The sequence below is a fragment of the Pseudoduganella namucuonensis genome, from assembly GCF_900116645.1.
GTDB classification, from domain to species: domain Bacteria; phylum Pseudomonadota; class Gammaproteobacteria; order Burkholderiales; family Burkholderiaceae_D; genus Rugamonas; species Rugamonas namucuonensis.
Map to the genome: position 1 here is coordinate 13,546 of NZ_FPBO01000047.1, position 20,275 is coordinate 33,820.

The following is a 20,275-nucleotide window of genomic DNA, read 5'->3' on the forward strand; positions in this document are numbered from 1 at the left end:
CGTTCAATCTACATCACAAGGAAAGTCACACATGCCGGATACCCTGGACGAAGCGGGCCTGCAACGCGCCCTGGAAAGCGCCATTTCGCAGCCGCTGGTCACCCACATCTACACGGCCGATCCCTCGGCGCACGTTTTCGACGGCAAGATCTACATCTATCCGTCGCACGACGTCGAGGCCGGCATCGCGTTCAACGACAACGGCGACCATTTCGCCATGGAGGACTACCACGTCCTCTCCATGGACAGCCCGGACGGCGAGGCGGTCGACCACGGCGTGGCGCTGCATGTGGACGACGTGCCCTGGGCCGAGCGCCAGATGTGGGCGCCGGACGTGGCCCGCAAGGACGGCAAGTACTATCTGTACTTCCCCGCCAAGCGCGCGGACGGCATCTTCCGGATCGGCGTGGCGGTGGGCGGGCATCCGGCCGGGCCGTTCACGGCCGAGCCCGAGCCCATTGAAGGCAGCTATTCGATCGACCCCGCCGTGTTCGAGGACGACGGCGAGCACTATATGTATTTCGGCGGCATCTGGGGCGGACAGCTGCAGAAGTACCGCGACAACCGCTACGGCGCTTCGTTCGAGGAGCCGGAGGCGGACCAGCCCGCGCTGCAGCCCCGCGTCGCGCGGCTGTCGGCGGACATGAAGGGATTCGCCGAGGAGCCCAGGGCCGTCGTCATCCTCGACGAGCACGGCGAGCCGCTGCTGGCGGGCGACCATGCGCGACGCTATTTCGAGGGCCCGTGGATGCACAAGTACCGGGGCAAGTACTACTTCTCCTACTCCACCGGCGACACCCACCTGCTGTGCTACGCCACCGGCGACAGCCCCTACGGCCCCTTCACCCACCAGGGCACGATACTGACGCCGGTGATCGGCTGGACCACCCACCATTCGATCTGCGAATTCGAAGGCAGGTGGTATCTGTACTACCACGACAGCAGCTTATCGAAGGGGGTCACGCACCTGCGCTCGGTGAAGGTCACCGAGCTGAAGTACGACGAGGCGGGCCGCATCGTGCCGATCGCGCCGTACGGCGCGGCCTGAATCCAGAACGCCGCGACCCGGGGGGCGCGGCGGAGTATGGCTTACGCCTGCTTGCGGCGGCGGGCGATGGCGCCCACCACGCCCAGGCCGGCCAGCAGCATGCCGTAGGTGGCGGGCTCAGGCACCGGGGTGACTTCGCGCGCGAATATCGTCGCGTTCGAGAAGTCCGGGCTGTTGCCCTGGCCCTGGCCGACGGTCCAGTTGATCATCCAGGTGCCGGCGAGGGTTTGGGTGGCCAGCACGTTCTGGTCGTCGAACAGCCACGCGCCGCCCTGGTTGCCCGCGTGGATGGCGAACACCAGGTCGAGCTGCAGCGCCTGGGTGGCGCTGGTGTTGGTGACGGACCAGGTGCCATTGGTGCCGGTGATTTCGGCGAAGGAGAAATTCAGGGTGCCGGTGTTGGAGAAGCCGGTGGTGGTGTTCATTTTGTCCAGCAGGGTCCAGCCGCCGCTGCCGAAGGCGTCGAAGGTGGTGCCGAATCCGCTGGTGTCGCCGCCGGGTCCGGCCTGGGGATTCCAGCCCGCCATGTAGGCGAACGCGTCCGCCGGACTTCCGTCCAGCGTCACGTCGGCGGCCGACGCCGTCCCTATCTCGGCGGAGGCGCTCGCCGCGAGCAGCAATGACGCGGCTGCGAGGGTTAATTTCTGGCTTAGCGATTTCATATCGTATCCTTTATGTTGATTCCAGAGCGCATACGTCGCCGATGGAAAGGCCGAATTCCGGTGAAAAGTTTCCATAGAAACAACGTAGCGAATCAGAATAGCATATAAATAGCCAGCCCCGACTGTCTTTCAATTGTGCGCCATGTTCAGGACAACACATCAACTATTTGTTTTTAAATGGAAATTTTTATTAAGAAACTAATTCCAAGGAGACATGACGTCGCTCGCCAATTTTCAACTCATCTATACAAGCTGCAATTAATCAGCTCGCTGAGCGCGGGCGCATTGTCAAGTCCCGCACGACGGGGTATCTTGGCGGCTCCCCTTGCCGACCTCCCTCTCCCATGCGCACAACCCTCCCGCGGGTCACACTGCTTGCCTGCATCGCCCCATTCGCCTCGGCCCAGGACTACCAGCGCGCGGGCGTGGCCAACAACATGCCGGTGTTCGAACAGGCGCTGAAGGCCAGGATGACGTTTCCGATGGCGTGGTCGCCCCGGGTGAAGGATCTGGGCGCATGGCGCGAGGCCGGGCGCGCCAAGGTGTGGGAGGCGACGCTGCAGCAGCCGGACCAGACGCCGTTCCAGCCGCGGGTGATCGCGGAAATCGACCGGGGCGCGTACCTGGCGCGCCAGGTCGTGTTCAACCTGACGGGGGACAGCCGCGTGCGCGCGCTGATGCTGGTGCCCAAGGGCAAAGGGCCCTTCCCCGCCGCGCTGATGCTGCACGACCACGGCGGCAAATTCGACATCGGCAAGGAAAAAGCCATCGAGCCCTGGGGCGACGCCGAGCGGCGGGCCTCGTCGCAGGCCTGGGCCGACAAGCATTTCTCAGGCCGCTATCCGGGCGACGCGCTGGCCCGGCGCGGCTACGTGGTGCTGGCGGTGGACGCCCTCGGCTGGGGCGAGCGCGGCCCGCTGACCGGCGATGCGCAGCAGGCCCTGGCCGCCAACAGTTTCAACCTCGGCACCTCGATGGCGGGCCTGATGGCGCTGGAGGACGCGCGCGCCGCCGGCTTCCTCGCGGGCCTGCAGGAGGTCGATCCGCGGCGCGTGGCGGCCATCGGCTTCTCCATGGGCGGCTACCGCGCCTGGCAGGTGGCGGCGCTGTCGGACTCGGTGACGGCCGTGATCGCGGCCAACTGGATGGCGACGCTGCACGGCCTGATGGTGCCCGGCAACAACCAGCTCAAGGGCGGCTCGGGCTGGAACATGCTGCACCCGGGCCTGGCGCGCCACCTGGACTACCCGGACATCGCCAGCCTGGCCGCGCCCAAGCCGGCGCTGTTCCTCAACGGCGAGACGGACCGGCTGTTCCCGGCCCAGGCCGCGCGCGACGCGTTCGGCAAGATGCGGCAGGTATGGCAGGCGTGGGGCGCCCCCGAGCGTTTCGAGGCGCGCATGCTGCCCCTCGGCCACGTCTTCCCCATGGAAGTCCAGGACGCCGCCTACGACTGGCTGGACCGTCAGTTCCAGCACCGCCCGCCCAAGGCGGATTAGCCGCTTGGCTGCGCAGGCGGCCGGTCACTCATCCGCGCAGCAGCGCCAGCGCCTGGCTGGGGATGGCGTTGGCCTGGGCCACCATGGCGGTGGCGGCCTGCTGCAGGATCTGGCCGCGCGTCAATTGCATGGTCTCGGCGGCGTAGTCGGTGTCGCGGATGCGCGAGCGGGCGGCCGACAGGTTGAGCGCGCCGTTGACCAGGTTGTCGTGCGCGTGCATCAGCCGGTTCTCGGCCGCGCCCAGCATCGAGCGCATGCCGTTCACCGTTTCCAGCTTGGCGTCGATGTAGTCCAGCATCGCGCTGGCGCTGGCCGCCGTGGAGAGGTCGAGCGGCGGGTCGCCCGAGCCCACCGGCCGCAGCAGGCTGACCGTGTTGCCGGTCTCCTCGGGCGCCACGGTGCCGGGCGCGAAGCCGGCCAGGCCGGGATTGTTGCCGCTGATGACCAGGCTGTCCGGCTCCACGTCCTCGGCGTTGTTGATGGTCACCGTGCCGCGCGTGGTGCCGCCCGTCAGCCCCAGCGAGCCGATGGCGGCGCCGCCGGAGGTGTCGCCGATGCTGATATCGCGCCCGTCGACGGCGGTCAAGGTCAGCGTGGTGCCGGAGGCGCTGGCCGTCACGCCGGTGGCGCCGGCCGCACCCGAGATCGCGGCGGCGGCGGCGGCGGCGTAGGCGGCGCCCGTCAGGCCGCTGAACGCGCCGACGCCGACGCCGTTGATCAGCAGCCCGCCGTTGGCCACGCCGCCGGCGCCGCCCACCGTGCCGCTGGTGTCGTTTTCCGCCGTGGCGGTGAAGCCGGCCGGCGAGGCCTGGTTGATGGCGCGCGCCACCGCGTAGGCGCTCAGGCTGGTCTGGCCGGGCTCGGCGCCCGTCACCGAGGCGCCCACCGCCGTGCCGTTGAGCACCAGGCTGCCCTGCGCCAGCGCCCCCTGCACATTGCCCACCGCGTTCACCCGCTTGAGCGGCACGTCCTTCAGCTGCAGCGAGGTGACGTTGATGGGCAGCGCGGCCGGAATCGCCAGCGAAATGGTCTGGCCGGCCTGCTCGCCGATCTGGAAGTCCTCGCGGAAGGTGCCGTCCAGGATGTTGAGGTTGTTGAAACGGGTGCCGGTGACGATGTCGAAGTTCGATTTCATCAGCTCGTCGGCCTCGCGCTGGATGGCCTTGCGGTCGCCGCCGGTGTAGGTGCCGTTGGCGGCCTGCACCGCCAGTTCGCGGATGCGCTGGAAATTGTCGGCCAGCCGGCCGGCCGCGCCGTCCGCCACCTGCACCAGCGAGATGCCGTCGTTGGCGTTCTGGGCGGCGCGGTTCATGCCCCGCACGCCCGCCGTCATGCGCTCGGCGATGGCCAGGCCGGCCGCGTCGTCGCGCGCCGTGTTGATGCGCATGCCGCTCGACAGCCGCGCCATGCTGACGCCAACATCCGACGCCGCGCGCAGCAAGCCGCGCCCGGCGTTCATGGAGAGGATGTTGGTGTTGATTTGCATTTTCGTCAATTACCGCGATGAGGGCGGCCCTACGACGGTAACGGCACGGCGGGAGCAGGTCTTTAACCGAAAGCAACTTCGCCGGAACTTATTTTGGCGCGGCGAATCTACGTGTATACCTTTTGTCCACATTGCCCACATTGCCCCGGACGCCATGGCCCAGCCCGTCATCACGCCGCCGCCGCACGAGGCGGCCGAATTGTTCCGCCTGATGGCGGAGGAAATCCGCGAATGCGCGATCTTCCTGCTGGACACCAGGGGCCGCATCACCGTCTGGAACCGCGGCGCCGAGGTGATGAAGGGCTACACGGCGCAGGAGGCCATCGGCCACCACTTCCGCATGCTGTACACGGAGGAGGACCGGGCCCGGCGCTGGCCGGAGCACAACCTGCGCGCCGCGCACCGGGACGGCTACTACAGCGAGGAGCGCTGGCGCCGCAAGAAGGACGGCACGCTGTTCTGGGCCCACATCGCGCTCACCGCGCTGCGCGGCGAGCACGGGGCGCTGCGCGGCTATTCCAAGGTCACGCTGGACCTGACGCCGCACAAGGAGCTGGAGCGCTGCCTGGACGAGCGGGCGGAGAACCAGCGCATCCTGGCCGCGGCGCAGGCCGGCACCTGGGAATGGGACCCGGTGGACGGCCTGCTGCGGCTGTCGCCGGCGCTGCTCGAGCTGCTGGGCTACGAGGAGAACGAGCTGGGCCCGCACTTCCGCGACTGGGCCGCGCTGGTGGCGCGGGAGGACCTGCCCGAACTGCGGGCCCGGCTGCGCCGCGTGGCCGAGCAGGCGCCGTACGCGCCGCTGGCGCTGCACGCGCGCCTGTGCCGCAAGGACGGGCGCTGCCACTGGCACGACATCCGCGCCAGCTGGTGCCATTCGTCGCGCGCCGGCCGCGCGCTGCTGCAGGGCGTGTGCGTGGACATCGACCGCCAGATGCGGCTGCAGATGGCGCTGCGCTCGGCCAAGGAACGCGCCCAGGTGACGCTGCGCGCCATCACCAACGGCGTGCTCACCACCTGCCGCGACGGCCGCATCGACACCATGAACGCGGCCGCCGAGCACCTGACCGGCTGGATGGAGGACGAGGTGCGCGGGCGCCCCGCGGCCGAGGTGCTGCGCCTGGCCGACGAGGCCAGCGGCGCGGCGCTGCCGGACCCGGTGGCGCGCAGCATGGCCGAGCGGCGGGTGCTGGTGTCGCCGGCGCCGGCCCTGCTGGCGGCGCGCGGCGGCGCGCGCCACACGGTCGAATACGCGGTGGCGCCGCTGCTGCCGCCGGGGCGCGAGGTGGACGGCGCGGTGGTGGTGCTCAACGACGTGTCCGAGGCGCACGGCCTGCTGCGCAGCCTGCGCCACCAGGCCAGCCACGACGCGCTGACCGGCCTGGTGAACCGGCAGGAGTTCGGCCTGCGCCTGCAGCGCGCGCTGGAGCGGAGCACGCAGGAGGGCGCCGGCTGCGCGCTGCTGTACATGGACCTGGACCGGTTCAAGATCGTCAACGACACCTGCGGCCACGCCGCCGGCGACGACCTGCTGCGCCAGCTCGCGGCGGCCTACAGCGCCCACGTGCGCGAGCGCGACACGCTGGCCCGGCTGGGCGGCGACGAGTTCGCGCTCATCGTCGAACACTGCACGGTGCAGGAGGCGCTGCTGGTGGCGCGCAAGATCCTCGACACCACGCGCGCCTTCCGCTTCGTGCACGGCAAGCAGTCGTTCCGGATCGGCGTCAGCATCGGCCTGGTGCCGCTGCAGGAGGTCGCGCAGAGCGCCCAGGAGACGCTGCGCCAGGCCGACCACGCCTGCTACATCGCCAAGGAGCGGGGCCGCAACCGCGTCTTCGTGCAGCGCCGCCCGGGCGGCGAGATGCGGCAGCGGCGCAACGACATGTACTGGGCCAAGCGCCTGGGCGACGCCTTCCGCGGCGACCTGCTGCAGCTGTACCGCCAGCCCATCCACGCGCTCGGCGCCGCCGACGGCGGGCTGCACTACGAGATCCTGCTGCGCCTGCGCGACGGCCCGAACACGCCGATCCAACCGGGCGTGTTCCTGCCGGCCGCCGAGCGCTACGACATCATGCCCGAGGTCGACCGCTGGGTGCTGAACAAGAGCCTGGAATGGCTGGAGCGCAATCCCGCGCACGTGGCGCGGCTGGCGCTGTGCACCATCAACCTGTCGCAGCGGGCGCTGGCCGATCCGGCCTTCCTGCGGCACGCCACCGCGCGCGTGCGCGACGCGGGGGTGCCGGCGGACAGGCTGTGCTTCGAGATCACGGAAACCGGCGCGGTGGCCAATATGCGCCAGACCCAGGCCTTCATCGCGGCGCTGAAGGAACTGGGCTGCCGCTTCGCGCTGGACGACTTCGGCACCGGCCTGGCCTCCTTCGCCTACCTGAAGGAGCTGCCGGTGGACTACGTGAAGATCGACGGCTCCTTCATCGAACCGATGATGGACAGCACGGTCGATTTCGAGATGGTGCGCTTCACCAACGAGATCAGCCACATCATGGGGCGCCGCACCATCGCCGAATTCGTCAACGACCAGGCGACGCTGGCGCGGCTGACCGAGATCGGCGTCGACTTCGCGCAGGGCTACATGCTGGGGGAACCGGGGCCGCTGACGGCCTAGCGTGGCCGCCGCGCGCTCAGACGGGCAGCGGCAGGATCGCCGGCGCCGCTTCCATGCGCTCGCGCAGCAGCTGCAGCTGGGGCGCGTCGATGCGGTCGGCGGCGGCCCGAAGGTATTTGGCGGCGCCCGGCGCCCCGCCCCGTTCGGCCATGCCCAGCCACAGCCAGGCCTGCGCCGGATCGGCCGGCGCGCCCTGGCCGCTCAGGTACATCAGGCCCACGTTCAGCTGCGCGCGCGCGTGGCCCTGCTCGGCGGCCTTGCGGTACCACGCCAGCGCCTCGGCGTAGTCGCGCGCCACGCCCTGTCCCGTGTCGTAGCGCAGCGCCAGCGCGAACTGGGCCAGGGTGTGGCCCTGCCCGGCGGCCTTGCGGTACCAGTGCGCCGCCTGGAGCGCGTCCGGCGCGGGGCCGTCGTCGCGGTCCAGCAGCTGGCCCAGCATGTATTGCGCCGCCGCGTAGTCCTGCTCGGCGGCCTTGCGGTACCAGCCCAGCGCCATGCGGTGGTCGCGCGGCACGCCGCCGCCCGTCTCGTAGCGCAGGCCCAGGTCGAACTGGGCGCGCAGATGCCCCTGGTCGGCCGCCTTGCGGTACCAGAACACGGCCTCCTGCGCGTCCTGCGCCACGCCGTGGCCGTTGTCGTACAGCAGGCCCAGGTGGTACTGGGCGGCGGCGTGGCCCTGCTCGGCCGACAGACGGTACCAGTGCCGCGCCCGCTCGAAGTCCTGCGCCACGCCCTGGCCGTGGTCGTAGCGCAGGCCGAGGTTGTTCTGCGCGGCCGCGTGGCCCTGGTCGGCCGCCTTGCGGTACCAGTGCAGCGCCTTCTGCTCGTCGCGCGGCACGCCCTGGCCGTTGTCGTGGATCAGCCCCAGGTTGAACTGCGAGCTGGCGTGGCCCTGCTCGGCGGCGCAGCGGTACCACTGGATGGCCTGCTGGCTGTCCTGCGGCACGCCGTCGCCCTTGTCGTAGCGCAGCGCCAGGTTGAACTGCGCCGGGGCGTAGCCCTGGTTGGCGGCCTTGCGGTACCAGGACATGGCCTGGTGCGGGTCGCGCGCCACGCCCTGCCCGTTGTCGTAGCGCAGGCCCAGGTTGAACTGCGCGCGCGCGTAGCCCTGCTCGGCGGCCCGGCGGTACCACATGATGGCCTGCCTGAAGTCCTGCGGCACGCCCTTGCCGGTGTCGTACATCATGCCCAGGTTGTTCTGCGCGCCGGCGTCGCCCTGCTCGGCGGCCTTGCTGAACCAGTGCATGGCGCGCTGGGTGTCCGCCGCCACGCCCTGGCCCTTGGCGTACATCCAGCCCAGGTTGTACTGGGCGGCGGCGTAGCCCTGCTCGGCCGACAGCTGGTACCAGCGCGCCGCCTCCGCCAGGTCCTGCTCCACGCCCTGGCCCTTCTGGCACATCACGCCCAGGTTGTATTGCGCGTGCTCCAGGCCCGCGTTGGCGGCCTGGCGGTACCAGGCCACTGCCAGCTCGTAGCTCTGCGCCACGCCCTGGCCGTTGAAGTACATGAAGCCCAGGCTGTGCTGGGCGTTGGCCACGCCGCGCTCGGCCAGGTCCTTCACGCGCAGGTATTCGGCGGTGTAGCCGCCGGCGTCCTTGCCTGGGCCGTTGCCGGCGTCCGCGGCGTCGGCCTCCGCGGCCGGGAACTTCTGCATGATGGCCCCTGCGCGCCTAGGCTTGAATCGCGACCATGGCCGCCTGCGGCGGCTGCGCCGGTTCGACCGGGCCGCGCTCCTGCGCCCGCAGCACGTTGATGAAACTGGTCAGCGACACCGGCCGGTGGTACAGATAGCCCTGCATGGTGGTGCAGCCGTTGGCCTGCAGGTAGCGCGCCTGGACCGGCGTCTCCACGCCCTCGGCCACCAGGTGCAGCCCCAGGCCGCGCGCGATCGAGATGATGGCCAGGATCACCGGGTAGTGGCCGTTCTCGTCGTGGATCTCCTTGACGAAGGACTGGTCGATCTTGATGGTGTGGATGGGGAAGCGGTGCAGGTAGGACAGCGACGAATAGCCGGTGCCGAAATCGTCGATGGCGACCGACACGCCCAGCTGGCACAGCTTGTTCAACTGCTCGATCGCGTACAGCGGATTGCGGATGCAGATGTTCTCGGTGATCTCGACCTCGATCTGCGCCGGCGAGATGCCGTAGCGCGTCAGCGCGCCGCGCATCTTCTCGAAGAAGTCGCCGCGGTCCAGGTATTGCGGCGACAGGTTCAGCGACAGGCGGATCGCCTCGCCGCCGGCCGCGTTCCATTGCAGCAGGTCGCGGCACAGCGCGCCCAGCATCCAGTCCGAGATCGGCAGCATCAGGCCGTTCTCCTCGGCGAAGGGCAGGAACTCGCCGGCCGACAAGAGGCCGCGCTGCGGGTGGTTCCAGCGCATCAGGCCCTCGGCGCCGATGATGCGGCCGGTGGCCACGTCGATCTGCGGCTGGTAGTACATTTCCAGCTCGTTCTGCTCGAGCGCCTTGCGCAGCGCCTGCTCCAGCGCGATCTTCTGGTGCGACATGTCCAGCATCGAGTTGTGGTAGAAGCTGTGGCCGTTCTTGCCCAGCGCCTTCACCTGGTACATGGCGATGTCGGCGTGGCGCAGCAGCTCGTCGATGCTCTCGCCGTCGGCCGGGTAGATGGCGATGCCGATCGAGGCCGAGATGTGCACCTGGTGGCCGTCCAGGTCGAACGGCTTTTGCAGGCTTTCCAGGAACTTCTCGGCGATCACCTTGGCGTCGTGGCGGTCGCGCAGCTCCGGCAGCACGATGGTGAACTCGTCGCCGCCCTGGCGCGCCAGCGTGTCGCCCTTGCGCAGGCATTCCTTCAGGCGCTGCGCGGCCTGCTGCAGCAGCTCGTCGCCCTTGACGTGGCCCAGCGTGTCGTTGACCAGCTTGAAGCGGTCCAGGTCAACGAACATCACGGCCAGCTCCGTCAGCTTGCGCTTGGCCTGGATCACGGCCAGCCCCAGCCTGTCCTTGAACAGCATGCGGTTCGGCAGGTCGGTCAGGATGTCGTGGTAGGCCTGGTAGGAGATCACCTCCTCGGCGCGCTTGCGGTCGGTGATGTCGCGCGCCACGCCGTAGATGCCGAACTGCGGATGGCGCTTGCCGTCGTGCTCGGGCAGGTGCATGCCGATCGCGTTCAGCGAGATCGTCATCAGCGTGTTGTTGAAGGTGCGTTCGACGCCGCCGCCCTTGCCGCCGTTGAGCTTGCATTTGAGGCGCAGCTCGACGTTGCGCGAGGCGCGCTCGTCGACGCGGCGCTCGTTGAACACGTAGCGCGCGCGCTCCTGGTCGTCGTCGTGCACCAGCACCGTGTAGTGCTTGCCGATCAGCTCCTCGCGCGCGAAGCCCAGCAGCTGGTAGGCGCGGTCGTTGACGAAGGTGATGTGGCCCTCGTGGTTCAGCGTGTAGATGATGTCCGGCGAGCTGTCCACCAGGTAGCGGTACATGCGCTCGGAGTTCTCCAGGCGCTGCGCGATGCGCTGGTTGTCCATCGCCAGGCGGCGCTGCTGCAGCGCGTTCTGCACCGTCTTGAGCAGCTCCTCGCGGCTGTAGGGCTTGCGCAGGTAGTCGTAGGCGCCGCGCTTCAAGGCGCCGATGGCGGCCTCGATGCCGACGTCGCCGCTCATGACGATCACGTCGGAGTCGATGCCCTTGCCGTTCATGAAGTCCATGATCTCATGGCCGCTCATGTCGGGCAGGCGCAGGTCCAGCAGCACCAGGTCGAATTTAAGCTTTCCCAGCTGCGCCAGCGCCTCCGCGCCGCAGGTGGCGGTGACGAGGGTGTAGTCGCGGTCGCGCAGCAGTTCATACAGCGACGACAGCAGTCGGGGTTCATCGTCCACAAGTAACAGCCGCGGGCAATACTCGCCATGGTCGCTGGTAAGCGGTACGGCGTGCGTTGCGTCAGTTGCCAGGTGCAGGGTTTGGGCGTTGGCAGGTGTCGCGTTCATCTTGGCCTTAAACTGAATCCATCGCCCGCGCTTGCGCGCCGGCGATTTGACTGGAGCTGCCGCGGGCCGGCAGCAGGATCTCGAAAGTGGTGCCGGCGAAGGTGCTGCCCGCGGTCCCGCTACGGCAGGTGATCATGCCGTTCAATTTCTTGACCAGGCTGTGGACGATGGACAGTCCCAGGCCGTGGTGCTGCCCCTCCTTGCTGCTGCGGACGGGCGTGAACAGGTTGGCCAGCACCTCGGTCGACAGGCCGGGGCCGTTGTCGCTGACCACCAGTTCCAGGTACAGGCGGCGCTCGCGGTTCACGTGGCCGCGGTTGGAGATCTCGATCCGGCCGCCGCCGGGCAGCGCCTCGACCGCGTTCTTGATCAGGTTGACCAGGATCTGCTTGAGGATGTCGGCGTCGCCGTCGATCTCGGCCGGCCCGTCCTGCATGCGCACCAGGATCTGCACCGAGGCCGGCACGAAGTCGGTGGCGCGGAACAGGCGCAGCACGTCGTCCACCACGCGGCCCACGTCGGTGACGCGGGTGGCCTCGGTGGGCTGCAGGTCGGCCAGGCCGTTGATCAACTGGCCGACCCGGTCGATCTCCTCGTTCAGGATGGACATCTCGCCCACCACCGGTTCGCGCCGCGCCAGCTTGTGGTCCAGCACGGACAGGTAGTTCTTGATGATGGACAGCGGGTTGTTCACCTCGTGCACCACGCGGCGCGAGGCCTCGCGGTATTCCTCGGCCACGTGGGCGATCTGGCGCCGCGCGTGTCCGCGCTCGCTGATGGCCGTCTCCAGCGCGGCGGCGGCCTGGTTGCCGAAGGCCTGCAGGAAGCGTTCGCGCTTCTGGTGCGAGGGCAGCTGCCACGCGGCGGCGGCGCCCACCAGCACGCCCAGGCAGCGCTGCCCGGCCACCAGCGGCAGGCACACCAGGGCGTCGCTGCCGAGGATGCGGAACAGCTGCTCCTCGGCGATGCCGCCCTGCGCGCCGCGGGTCAGGAAGGCCGGTTTGCGCCCGCGCGCCGCGTCGGCGATGGCGCCGCCCTTGGCCAGCGGGATGGAGAATTCGGACAGCCGCTGCTGCTGCTCGCCCGCCGCCACGCCGACCAGCGCGTGGCCGGTGGGGTTTTCCAGCAGCACCGCGGTGTTGTCGAAGCCGAACAGGATGCGCGCCGAGCGCGTCATCGCCTCCAGCATGCCGGTCTCGCCCTGCTGGCGCGCGAAGGTCTGGCCCATTTCGGACACCAGCACCATGTTGCGCACCTCCTCGGACAGGCGCTGCTGCACCGGGTCCGGCGGCGGCATGCTGGCCGGTGGCGCGACGATGTCGTCGGCGCCGGCCAGCTCGATGCCGAGGTAGGCCGCCGCCTTCTCCACCTGGCGCGCGGCCGCCTGCGCGATCACGTGCAGCGCGTCGTCGTCCAGGCTGCTCAGGCCGGAACCGATGGCGATGGCCTCGTCCTCCTCGTGCGTCGTCATCAGGTGCGCCAGGCGCACGATGCGGATCAGCGGATGGGCCGACTCCAGGCGCGCCACCGGCTCGTGGTGGTACAGCACGCTGTCGGCCAGGAAGGAGTCCAGGTTCCAGCGCTCGATCAGCCAGGCGCCCGCCTCCGAGTGCGTGATCTGCAGCGTGCGCTGCTCGACGGCGCACAGGTCCTCGTCGTCGCGCGCGGTGAAGTTGAAGGCGTATTCCTTGGGCGCGGTGGCCAGCAGCGCCAGGCGGCCCACGTTGTGCAGCAGGCCGGCCAGGTAGGCCTCCTCCACGTGCGGGTAGTCGGTCTGCTTGGCGATGTCGCGCGCGATGACGGCCGTGGTCAGCGAGTCGCGCCAGAAGGCGCGCAGGTCGGTGCTGCCGGAGTGGGGGAAGCTGTTGAAGGTCTGGAACACCGATTCGCTGATGACCAGCGTCTTGATCATGTCCGTGCCCAGCGAGACCAGCGACTGTTCCAGTCCCACGGCGCGGTTGTTGCGGTGATACGCGGAGCTGTTGGCGACCGACAGGATCTTGCTGGTCATGCCGGCGTCCTTGGCGATCAGCGCGGCCAGCTCCGGCATGCCGGCGTCGTCAGCCTGCAAGTGCTCTATCAACTTGATCAATATCTGCGGCATGGCCGGCAGACGGGCAATCAGCAGGCGATTGCGGATGTCATGGTCTGATTGATGCATCGTATCAAGCATTGCCGCTAAAGGACGTCGTCAAAAAAGAAGTGGCGCCCAACGGCAAAGGCTCCACAGATGGGTTGCTGGCTAGATGATTCCATACGGAAACATTCAACGCAAGAAGTTATAGTAGCATAACCAACTTCCGTGACTTATCTGCAAGGGATATGGCGCTAAATATTTTTTCAAAGTTGCCGTTATCACCCCGCCGGGTGGCGTAGTAGCATGCGCCGGTATACGCGCGACGTCAACCACAATGCCAGCGCCAGCATGGTAAACGCCAGCTGACCGTAGGCCAGCCACAACACCGAATGCCCCAGCGCCGGGGCGATGGCGCCGGCCACCACCGCGCCCAGCAGCGTGACCGAAAACGACTGGCAGGAGGCGGCCGTGCCGCGCAGGTGCGGGAACAGGTCCAGCCCCAGCAGGGTGGCCGCCGGGCCCACCACCGACATCCCGAAGGAATAGAAGAACAGCGGCGCCACGGTCCACGGCAGCGCCGGCGCGTGCAGCAGGTGGAAGGCCACGTTGCAGCCGGCCGCCGCCAGCATGAAGCCGAAGCCGACGCCGATCTGGCGCGCGAAGCTGATCTTGCCGGCGATGCGGTTGGCCGCCAGCGCGCCCAGGAAGATGCCGGCCACGGCGGGGATGAACAGCCACCCGAACTGGTCCGGCCCGAGGTGCAGCTGGTTCGGCAGCATCTCCGGCGCGGCGGTGATGAACACGAACAGGCCGGCGAAATTGAGCGCCACCACGCCGGACTTCATGTGGAACAGCGGCGAGCGCAGGATGCTGCCGTAATTCCGCGCCAGGAACTTCGGATTGAAGGGCTGGCGCTTGTGCGGCGGCAGCGTCTCCGGCAGGCGCCGGTAGCAGACGATGAACAGCAGCACGGTGTAGACGAACAGGAACAGGAAGATGGCGCGCCAGTCCAGGTGCTTGACGATCATCCCGCCCAGCACCGGCGCGACGGCGGGCGCGATGGCGAAGATCATCGTCACCATCGACAGCAACCGGGCCGCCTGCGCGTCCGCGTACAGGTCGCGGATGATGGCGCGCCCCACCACCACCCCGGCACCGGCGGACACCCCCTGCAGCACACGGAAGAACCACAGGTAGTGCACCGAGCTGGCCGCCGCGCAGCCCATGGTGCCGATGGCGAACAGCACCAGCGACACCAGCACCACATTGCGGCGCCCGAACGCGTCGGACAGCGCGCCGTGCCACAGCACCATGGCGGCGAAGGCCAGCATGTAGGCGGTCAGCGTTTGCTGGACCTCGATCGGGGTGGCGTGCAGGCTGGCCTGGATGTTGGGGAAGGCCGGCAGGTAGGCGTCGATGGAGAACGGCCCCAGCATGGACAGCGAGGCCAGCACGCAGGCCAGCGCGAAGCGCGGCAGGGGCTTCTTGTGGCTGGGTTCGGGCGGCGGGACGGCGACGTCGTCGGACGGCAGGTGGGCCGGTGTGTCTGGGAGCATGCGGATTCCTGGTGAGCCCCGCCCCTTCCCCCGCGTGGCGGAGGGCGGCGCGGGGGATGGTGACGCTTATTCCGCCTTGGGCTTGGCTTCTTCGCGGCGGTTGTAGCCGGCCACCATGTCGAAGCGGAACAGGCGGCATTCCAGCGCGCCGTTGAAGAACGGCGTCTTGCGCGCCTCCTTCAGGCGCAGCAGCTTGGGCAGGCCCAAGTCCGCCGTGAACAGGAACACGGTCCAGCCGGCGAAACGCTGCTTGAGCGTGGTGCCGAAGGCCGAGTAGAAGGACTTGGCCAGGTCGTCCTCGGGCAAGGTGCTGTCGCCGCGCACGCCGATACGCTCGCCGTACGGCGGATTGGTCAGCATGACGCCCGGCGCGGCGGCCGGCGCCTGCACCTGCTGCGCCTCGATCTGCTTGAGCGGCACCTCGAACATGATGCCGGCGCAGCGCAGGTTGTGGCGCGTCATGGCCACCATGTCGCCGGAGATGTCGGAGCCGAAGATGGTGGGCTCGGACGGCAGCGGATTGGGCTTGATCGAGGTCTTCATGTCCAGCCACGGCGTCGGATCGAAGTCGTGGAACTTCTCGAAGGCGAACTGGCGGCGCGCGCCGGGCGGGATGCCCTGCACCATCTGCGCCGCCTCGCACAGGATGGTGCCCGAGCCGCACATCGGGTCGAACAGCGGCGTGCCCGGCTTCCAGCCCGAGACGCGCAGCAGGCCGGCGGCCAGGTTCTCGCGCAGCGGCGCGTCGCCGGTCTCGTCGCGCCAGCCGCGCTTGAACAGCGCCTCGCCGGAGGTGTCCAGGTAGACGATGTACTGGTGCGCGTCCAGGAAGCCGACGATGCGCATGTCCGGCTCGCGCGTGTTCACCGACGGGCGCTTGCTGTACAGGTCGCGGAAGCGGTCACAGATCGCGTCCTTGATCTTCAGCGTGGTGAACTCCAGGCTTTTCAGCGGGGATTTCACGGCGGTGACGTCGACGCGGATGGTGTGGTCGTAGCCGAACCATTCCTCCCATGGCTGCGCCAGGGTCAGGTCGTAGATGTCGTTCTCGTTCTTGTAGCCACCGGCGGCCATGCGCATCAGCACGCGCGAGGCGATGCGCGAGTGCAGGTTGACCCGGTAGGAGTCCTCCAGGGCGCCGGAGCAATGCACGCCGCCGGGAACCTGGTTGTGGACCTTCAGGGTGCTGCCGGGCAGCAGGGCGATTTCGCCCAGTTCTTCGGCCAAAGCCGCTTCCATGCCGCGCGGGCATGGGCAAAAATAGGATGCCATAGGAGTACCTTTTATCCGTTAAAAACTTAAAACCAGATGCAGAATCCGGGGTCAGACCCCACGGGGTCTGACCCCAGCGTTTGCCTCTGGTTCTTATCGCGACATGGCCCGCTCGAGGAAATCGAGCCGGTCCTGTCCCCAGAAACTTTCACCTTCGTAGATGTACCAGGGCGAGCCGAAAACGCTGGCCGCGTTGGCGTCGTCCGTGTTGCGGTCATACTCGGCCTGCACGCCGGCCGTCCGCGACGCCGCCAGCAGCGCCTTGCCATCGAGCTCGCAGCCGTTGGCCAGTTGCGCCAGCGTGTCGTCGTCGCCGATGTTGCGCTCCTCGGCCCACAAGCCGCGCATGACGGCTTGCGACAGGTTCAGCGCCGCTTCCACGCCATGCGCCAGGCGCGCGGCGATGATCAGTTTGGCCGCCGCGTCGGGCGACACCGGGAAAAACCTCGGCTGCAGGTTCAGCGGCACGCCGAGGAAGGCCGACCAGCGCGCCAGTTCCGTCAGGCGGTAGGCCTGGCGCTGCGGCGCGCGCTTGGCCAGCGGCAGGCCGCCGGACGCGCCGAACACCCGGCCCAGGTCGCACGGGCGGATGTCCACCTGCGCGCCCTTGGCCTTGGCCAGCGCCACGAAACGCTCATGCCCCAGGTAGGCCCAGGGGGAGTGCGGCGCGAAATAGTATAGGCAGACTTTGCTCATATCAGAATGGCTTGACGACGACCAGGATGACGATGGCGACCAGCAGGAACACCGGCGCCTCGTTGAACCAGCGGAACCAGGTGTGGCTGCGCTGGTTCACGCCGCGCTCGAACTTCTTCAGCACGCCGCCGCAGGCGTGCGAATAACCGATCGCCAGGAACACCAGCGCCAGCTTGGCGTGCAGCCAGCCCGGCAGCTTGAAGCCGTACTGCATCCACGCCAGCCACAGGCCGAGCAGAACGGCCGGCACCGACAGCATCATCATGAAGCGGTACAGCTTGCGCGCCATCAGCAGCAGGCGCTCGGTGGTCACCCCGCCGCCATGCTCGCGCTCCTGCTCCATCGCCAGGTTCACGAAGATGCGCGGCAGGTAGAACATGCCGGAGAACCAGGACACGACGAAGACGATGTGGAACGCTTTTAGCCAGAGCATGACTTTCCTTGTTTGTTCAGGCGGTTATTTCCGCACTTCGCCGTGGCCGAACACCACGTATTTGAGCGACGTCAGGCCCTCCAGGCCGACCGGGCCGCGCGCGTGCAGCTTGTCGTTGGAGATGCCGATCTCCGCGCCCAGGCCGTACTCGAAGCCGTCGGCGAAACGGGTGGAGGCGTTCACCATCACGGAGGCCGAATCGACCTCGCGCAGGAAGCGCATGGCGTCCGTGTAGTCCTCGGTGACGATGGACTCGGTGTGCTTGGACGACCAGGTGTTGATATGGTCGATGGCCTGGTCCAGGCCGTCCACCACGCGCACGGCGAGGATGGCGGCCAGGTATTCGGTGGCCCAGTCCTCCTCGGTGGCGTGCGCCAGGTGGGGGTAGCCCTCCAGGATCTTGTGGGCTTCGGCGTCGGCGCGCAGCTCGACCTGCTTGGCGGCGTACAGCTTGGCCAGTTCCGGCAGCACGGTGGGCGCGATGGCGCGCGACACCAGCAGCGTCTCCATGGTGTTGCAGGTGCCGTAGCGGTGGCACTTGGCGTTGAAGGCGATGTCCAGCGCCTTTTGCGGGTCGGCCTTGGCGTCGATGTAGACGTGGCAGATGCCGTCCAGGTGCTTGATCATCGGCACGGTGGATTCCTCCATCAGGCGCGCGATCAGGCCCTTGCCGCCGCGCGGGACGATCACGTCCACGTACTGCGGCATGGTGATCAGCGCGCCCACGGCGGCGCGGTCGGTGGTGTCGACCACTTGCACGCCGTCGCCCGGCAGGCCGGCGCCGGCCAGTCCTTCCTTGACCAGTTTCGCCAGCGCGCGGTTGCAGTTGATGGCTTCCGAGCCGCCGCGCAGGATGGTGGCGTTGCCGCTCTTGATGCACAGGCCGGCCGCGTCCACCGTCACGTTCGGGCGGGCCTCGTAGATGATGCCGATCACGCCCAGCGGCACGCGCATCTGGCCGACCTGGATGCCGCTCGGGCGGAATTTCATGCCGCTGATTTCGCCTATCGGGTCCGGCAGCGCGACGATCTGGCGCAGGCCTTCGACCATGGTGGCGATGGCGGAGTCGGACAGCGCCAGGCGGTCCAGCATGGCCGGGGCCAGGCCGTTGGCCGCCGCGGCGTCCAGGTCCAGCTTATTGGCGGCGCGCAGGGCGTCCGCCTCGCGTTCGATCGCGTCGGCGATCAGCGTCAGGGCGCGGTTGCGCTGCGCGCTGTCGGCGCGGGCCATGGCGCGCGACGCCACGCGCGCCTGCTTGCCCACTTGTTCCATGTACTGCTTGATGTCCATTTTTTTGTCCTTTAGAACCAGAGGCAAATGCCGGGGTCAGACCCCAAGGGGTCTGACCCCAGGTTTTGCCGTTGGTTTATCACCCGCGCGCCACCCTCAGCGCCAGCTGCAGCATTGCATCCCATGCGTCGCCGGCGTAGGCCTTGGCGCGCAGGCCTTTGATCATCTTGTCGATTTGCGCCGCCTGCCGCAGCGCGCTTTCCAGCACGGGCAGCGAGATGCGGCGCAGCGCCGGGTCCATCATGCGCTCGCGCGGCCCCCAGATGCGATGCTCTTTCAGCAACGCGCCCAGCGGACGCCCCTGCGCCATCCCGGCCTTCAATTTTAGCAGCGTGCGGATTTCCTCGGAGACCGCCCATAAAACCAGCGGCAGCGCCTCGCCCTCGCCCTTGAGCCCCTCCAGCATCCGCACCAGCCGCGCGGGATCGCCGGACAGCATGGCCTCGCTGAGTTTGAACACGTCGTAGCGCGCCACGTTGAGCACGGCGTCGTGCACCTGCTCGTAGGTCAGCTTGCCCGCCTCGTGCAGCAGGCCCAGTTTCTGTATCTCTTGATGCGCCGCCAGCAGGTTGCCCTCGACGCGGTCGGCGATGAAGTCGATGCTCTGGCGGTCGGCGCCCTGGCCCTGCGCCGCCAGGCGCGAGCCGATCCAGCCCGGCAGCTGCGCGCGCTCGACGTTCGGGATGTCGATGTACACCGCCGCCTGCTGCAGCGCCGCCACCCAGGCCGCCTTCTGCGTCTGCCAGTCCAGCTTGGGCAGCGTGATCAGGGTCAGGTTGTCGGGGCTCAGGTCCTTCACGTAGTTCTGCAGCGCCGCGCCGCCGTCCTTGCCCGGCTTGCCGGTGGGGATGCGCAGCTCGATCAGCTTCTTGTCGCCGAACAGGGACAGCGCCTGGTTCGCCGCCAGCAGCTCGCCCCACTTGAAGCTGCGCTCCACGGTCAGCACGTCGCGCTCCGAATAGCCCTGGGCGCGCGCGGCGCGGCGGATCTTGTCGGCCGCCTCCAGCGCCAACAGGTGCTCGTCGCTGGTGATCACGTACAGCTGCGCCAGCGGCTTGGCCACGTGCCCGTCCAGCGCTTCCAGCCTCAATTGCATGGTCTTATTCCTTGGGCGCGGACGCGGGAACGGCCGGCGCCAATGAGATCTGCGACACCGGCTTGATGGCGGCCATGCGGCGCATCATCTGCTGCACCAGGTCGGTCTGCATGTCCTTGTACAGCAGCGCCTCCTCCTGCTCCTTCGCCAGCAACTGGGTCTCGTTGAAGGTGATGGGGCGGTTCAGCGTGATCTGCGTGGGCGCCAGCAGCTCGTTGCCGGTCTTGTCGCGCACGCGGAACACGATGTTGTAGGCCAGCAGATACTCGCGCACGCGGCCATTGCTGTTCAGCGAGAGGATGGTCTTGCTGCGGGTGCGTTCCGGATCGGTCAGCACCTCGATCACGCCGTCGGCCTTGGCCGGGTCGTTGACGACCTCGGTGCCGCCGTTGGCGCGGATGTTGCGCTTCAAGTCGATGGCCAGCGGCGACGACTCCGGCAGGCCCACGTACATGGACGGGAACGGCAGCGTGTACTGGCCGCCCGAGCCGCGCAGGTGGAAGCCGCAGGCGGACAGGGAGCCCGCCAGCGCGGCGGCCATCAGCAGCGTGGCCGCCGCCTTGCGTGTTTTGCCGGATGTCGTCGTCATCTGC

15 protein-coding genes are annotated in these 20,275 nt (G+C 68.4%); 3 read left to right on the forward strand and 12 right to left on the reverse strand.

Annotation, left to right across the window (positions count from 1 at the left end):
• Positions 1–31 precede the first annotated feature (31 nt).
• Positions 32–1,048, forward strand: coding sequence for a glycoside hydrolase family 43 protein (locus BM436_RS31755; RefSeq protein ID WP_093560386.1), 1,017 nt, complete (start codon positions 32–34; stop codon positions 1,046–1,048).
• Between the two features lie 41 nt (positions 1,049–1,089).
• Here the strand turns inward: BM436_RS31755 and BM436_RS31760 are convergent, their stop codons facing one another.
• Positions 1,090–1,710, reverse strand: a complete 621-nt coding sequence (locus tag BM436_RS31760; RefSeq protein ID WP_093560399.1) for an FxDxF family PEP-CTERM protein — start codon at positions 1,708–1,710, stop codon at positions 1,090–1,092.
• 344 nt (positions 1,711–2,054) lie between these two features.
• Between BM436_RS31760 and BM436_RS31765 the strand changes: the two genes are divergently transcribed.
• Positions 2,055–3,209 (forward strand): dienelactone hydrolase family protein, encoded by a 1,155-nt coding sequence (locus BM436_RS31765; protein ID WP_093560400.1) that lies wholly within the window; start codon positions 2,055–2,057, stop codon positions 3,207–3,209.
• Between the two features lie 28 nt (positions 3,210–3,237).
• Here BM436_RS31765 and BM436_RS31770 read toward each other — a convergent pair whose 3' ends face one another.
• On the reverse strand, positions 3,238–4,695 hold the full coding sequence (locus BM436_RS31770; RefSeq protein WP_093560473.1) for a flagellin N-terminal helical domain-containing protein: 1,458 nt from the start codon (positions 4,693–4,695) through the stop codon (positions 3,238–3,240).
• A 154-nt stretch (positions 4,696–4,849) separates the two neighbouring features.
• On the opposite strand from BM436_RS31770, the gene BM436_RS31775 reads away from it, so the two are divergent.
• Positions 4,850–7,318 (forward strand): EAL domain-containing protein, encoded by a 2,469-nt coding sequence (locus BM436_RS31775; RefSeq protein ID WP_177307692.1) that lies wholly within the window; start codon positions 4,850–4,852, stop codon positions 7,316–7,318.
• Positions 7,319–7,334: 16 nt separating this feature from the next.
• Here BM436_RS31775 and BM436_RS31780 read toward each other — a convergent pair whose 3' ends face one another.
• The 10 genes from BM436_RS31780 to BM436_RS31825 form a co-directional block, all read right to left on the reverse strand.
• Positions 7,335–8,972 carry an SEL1-like repeat protein gene (locus tag BM436_RS31780; protein ID WP_093560404.1) on the reverse strand — a complete coding sequence of 546 codons (1,638 nt, stop codon included), beginning with the start codon at positions 8,970–8,972 and terminating at the stop codon, positions 7,335–7,337.
• 16 nt (positions 8,973–8,988) lie between these two features.
• Positions 8,989–11,262 carry an EAL domain-containing response regulator gene (locus BM436_RS31785; RefSeq protein WP_229490913.1) on the reverse strand — a complete coding sequence of 758 codons (2,274 nt, stop codon included), beginning with the start codon at positions 11,260–11,262 and terminating at the stop codon, positions 8,989–8,991.
• 7 nt (positions 11,263–11,269) lie between these two features.
• Complete coding sequence (locus tag BM436_RS31790; protein ID WP_177307694.1) at positions 11,270–13,423, reverse strand: HDOD domain-containing protein; 2,154 nt, start codon at positions 13,421–13,423, stop codon at positions 11,270–11,272.
• Between the two features lie 194 nt (positions 13,424–13,617).
• Positions 13,618–14,895 carry a multidrug effflux MFS transporter gene (locus BM436_RS31795; RefSeq protein WP_093560406.1) on the reverse strand — a complete coding sequence of 426 codons (1,278 nt, stop codon included), beginning with the start codon at positions 14,893–14,895 and terminating at the stop codon, positions 13,618–13,620.
• A gap of 66 nt (positions 14,896–14,961) precedes the next feature.
• Positions 14,962–16,167: a THUMP domain-containing class I SAM-dependent RNA methyltransferase gene (locus BM436_RS31800; protein ID WP_371859696.1), complete on the reverse strand. Its 1,206-nt coding sequence runs from the start codon at positions 16,165–16,167 to the stop codon at positions 14,962–14,964.
• A gap of 93 nt (positions 16,168–16,260) precedes the next feature.
• Complete coding sequence (locus tag BM436_RS31805) at positions 16,261–16,863, reverse strand: 2-hydroxychromene-2-carboxylate isomerase (protein ID WP_093560409.1); 603 nt, start codon at positions 16,861–16,863, stop codon at positions 16,261–16,263.
• A gap of 1 nt (position 16,864) precedes the next feature.
• Positions 16,865–17,296: a CopD family protein gene (locus tag BM436_RS31810; RefSeq protein WP_093560410.1), complete on the reverse strand. Its 432-nt coding sequence runs from the start codon at positions 17,294–17,296 to the stop codon at positions 16,865–16,867.
• Between the two features lie 24 nt (positions 17,297–17,320).
• Complete coding sequence (locus BM436_RS31815; protein WP_093560411.1) at positions 17,321–18,586, reverse strand: glutamate-5-semialdehyde dehydrogenase; 1,266 nt, start codon at positions 18,584–18,586, stop codon at positions 17,321–17,323.
• A gap of 79 nt (positions 18,587–18,665) precedes the next feature.
• The gene (gene holA, locus BM436_RS31820; protein WP_093560412.1) at positions 18,666–19,682 is read right to left on the reverse strand and encodes a DNA polymerase III subunit delta; all 1,017 of its coding nucleotides are present in this window, start codon (positions 19,680–19,682) and stop codon (positions 18,666–18,668) included.
• Positions 19,683–19,686: 4 nt separating this feature from the next.
• The gene (locus BM436_RS31825; RefSeq protein WP_093560413.1) at positions 19,687–20,271 is read right to left on the reverse strand and encodes an LPS-assembly lipoprotein LptE; all 585 of its coding nucleotides are present in this window, start codon (positions 20,269–20,271) and stop codon (positions 19,687–19,689) included.
• Positions 20,272–20,275: the final 4 nt, after the last annotated feature.

Coding starts and splice junctions, on each gene's coding strand:
- holA (WP_093560412.1), bottom strand. CDS start 19,682: ATGCAATTGAGGCTGGAAGCGCTGGACGGGCACGTGGCCAAGCCGCTG.
- BM436_RS31805 (WP_093560409.1), bottom strand. CDS start 16,863: ATGAGCAAAGTCTGCCTATACTATTTCGCGCCGCACTCCCCCTGGGCC.
- BM436_RS31775 (WP_177307692.1), top strand. CDS start 4,850: ATGGCCCAGCCCGTCATCACGCCGCCGCCGCACGAGGCGGCCGAATTG.
- BM436_RS31760 (WP_093560399.1), bottom strand. CDS start 1,710: ATGAAATCGCTAAGCCAGAAATTAACCCTCGCAGCCGCGTCATTGCTG.
- BM436_RS31770 (WP_093560473.1), bottom strand. CDS start 4,695: ATGCAAATCAACACCAACATCCTCTCCATGAACGCCGGGCGCGGCTTG.
- BM436_RS31765 (WP_093560400.1), top strand. CDS start 2,055: ATGCGCACAACCCTCCCGCGGGTCACACTGCTTGCCTGCATCGCCCCA.
- BM436_RS31815 (WP_093560411.1), bottom strand. CDS start 18,586: ATGGACATCAAGCAGTACATGGAACAAGTGGGCAAGCAGGCGCGCGTG.
- BM436_RS31755 (WP_093560386.1), top strand. CDS start 32: ATGCCGGATACCCTGGACGAAGCGGGCCTGCAACGCGCCCTGGAAAGC.
- BM436_RS31795 (WP_093560406.1), bottom strand. CDS start 14,895: ATGCTCCCAGACACACCGGCCCACCTGCCGTCCGACGACGTCGCCGTC.
- BM436_RS31785 (WP_229490913.1), bottom strand. CDS start 11,262: ATGAACGCGACACCTGCCAACGCCCAAACCCTGCACCTGGCAACTGAC.
- BM436_RS31810 (WP_093560410.1), bottom strand. CDS start 17,296: ATGCTCTGGCTAAAAGCGTTCCACATCGTCTTCGTCGTGTCCTGGTTC.
- BM436_RS31780 (WP_093560404.1), bottom strand. CDS start 8,972: ATGCAGAAGTTCCCGGCCGCGGAGGCCGACGCCGCGGACGCCGGCAAC.
- BM436_RS31825 (WP_093560413.1), bottom strand. CDS start 20,271: ATGACGACGACATCCGGCAAAACACGCAAGGCGGCGGCCACGCTGCTG.
- BM436_RS31800 (WP_371859696.1), bottom strand. CDS start 16,167: ATGGCATCCTATTTTTGCCCATGCCCGCGCGGCATGGAAGCGGCTTTG.
- BM436_RS31790 (WP_177307694.1), bottom strand. CDS start 13,423: ATGCATCAATCAGACCATGACATCCGCAATCGCCTGCTGATTGCCCGT.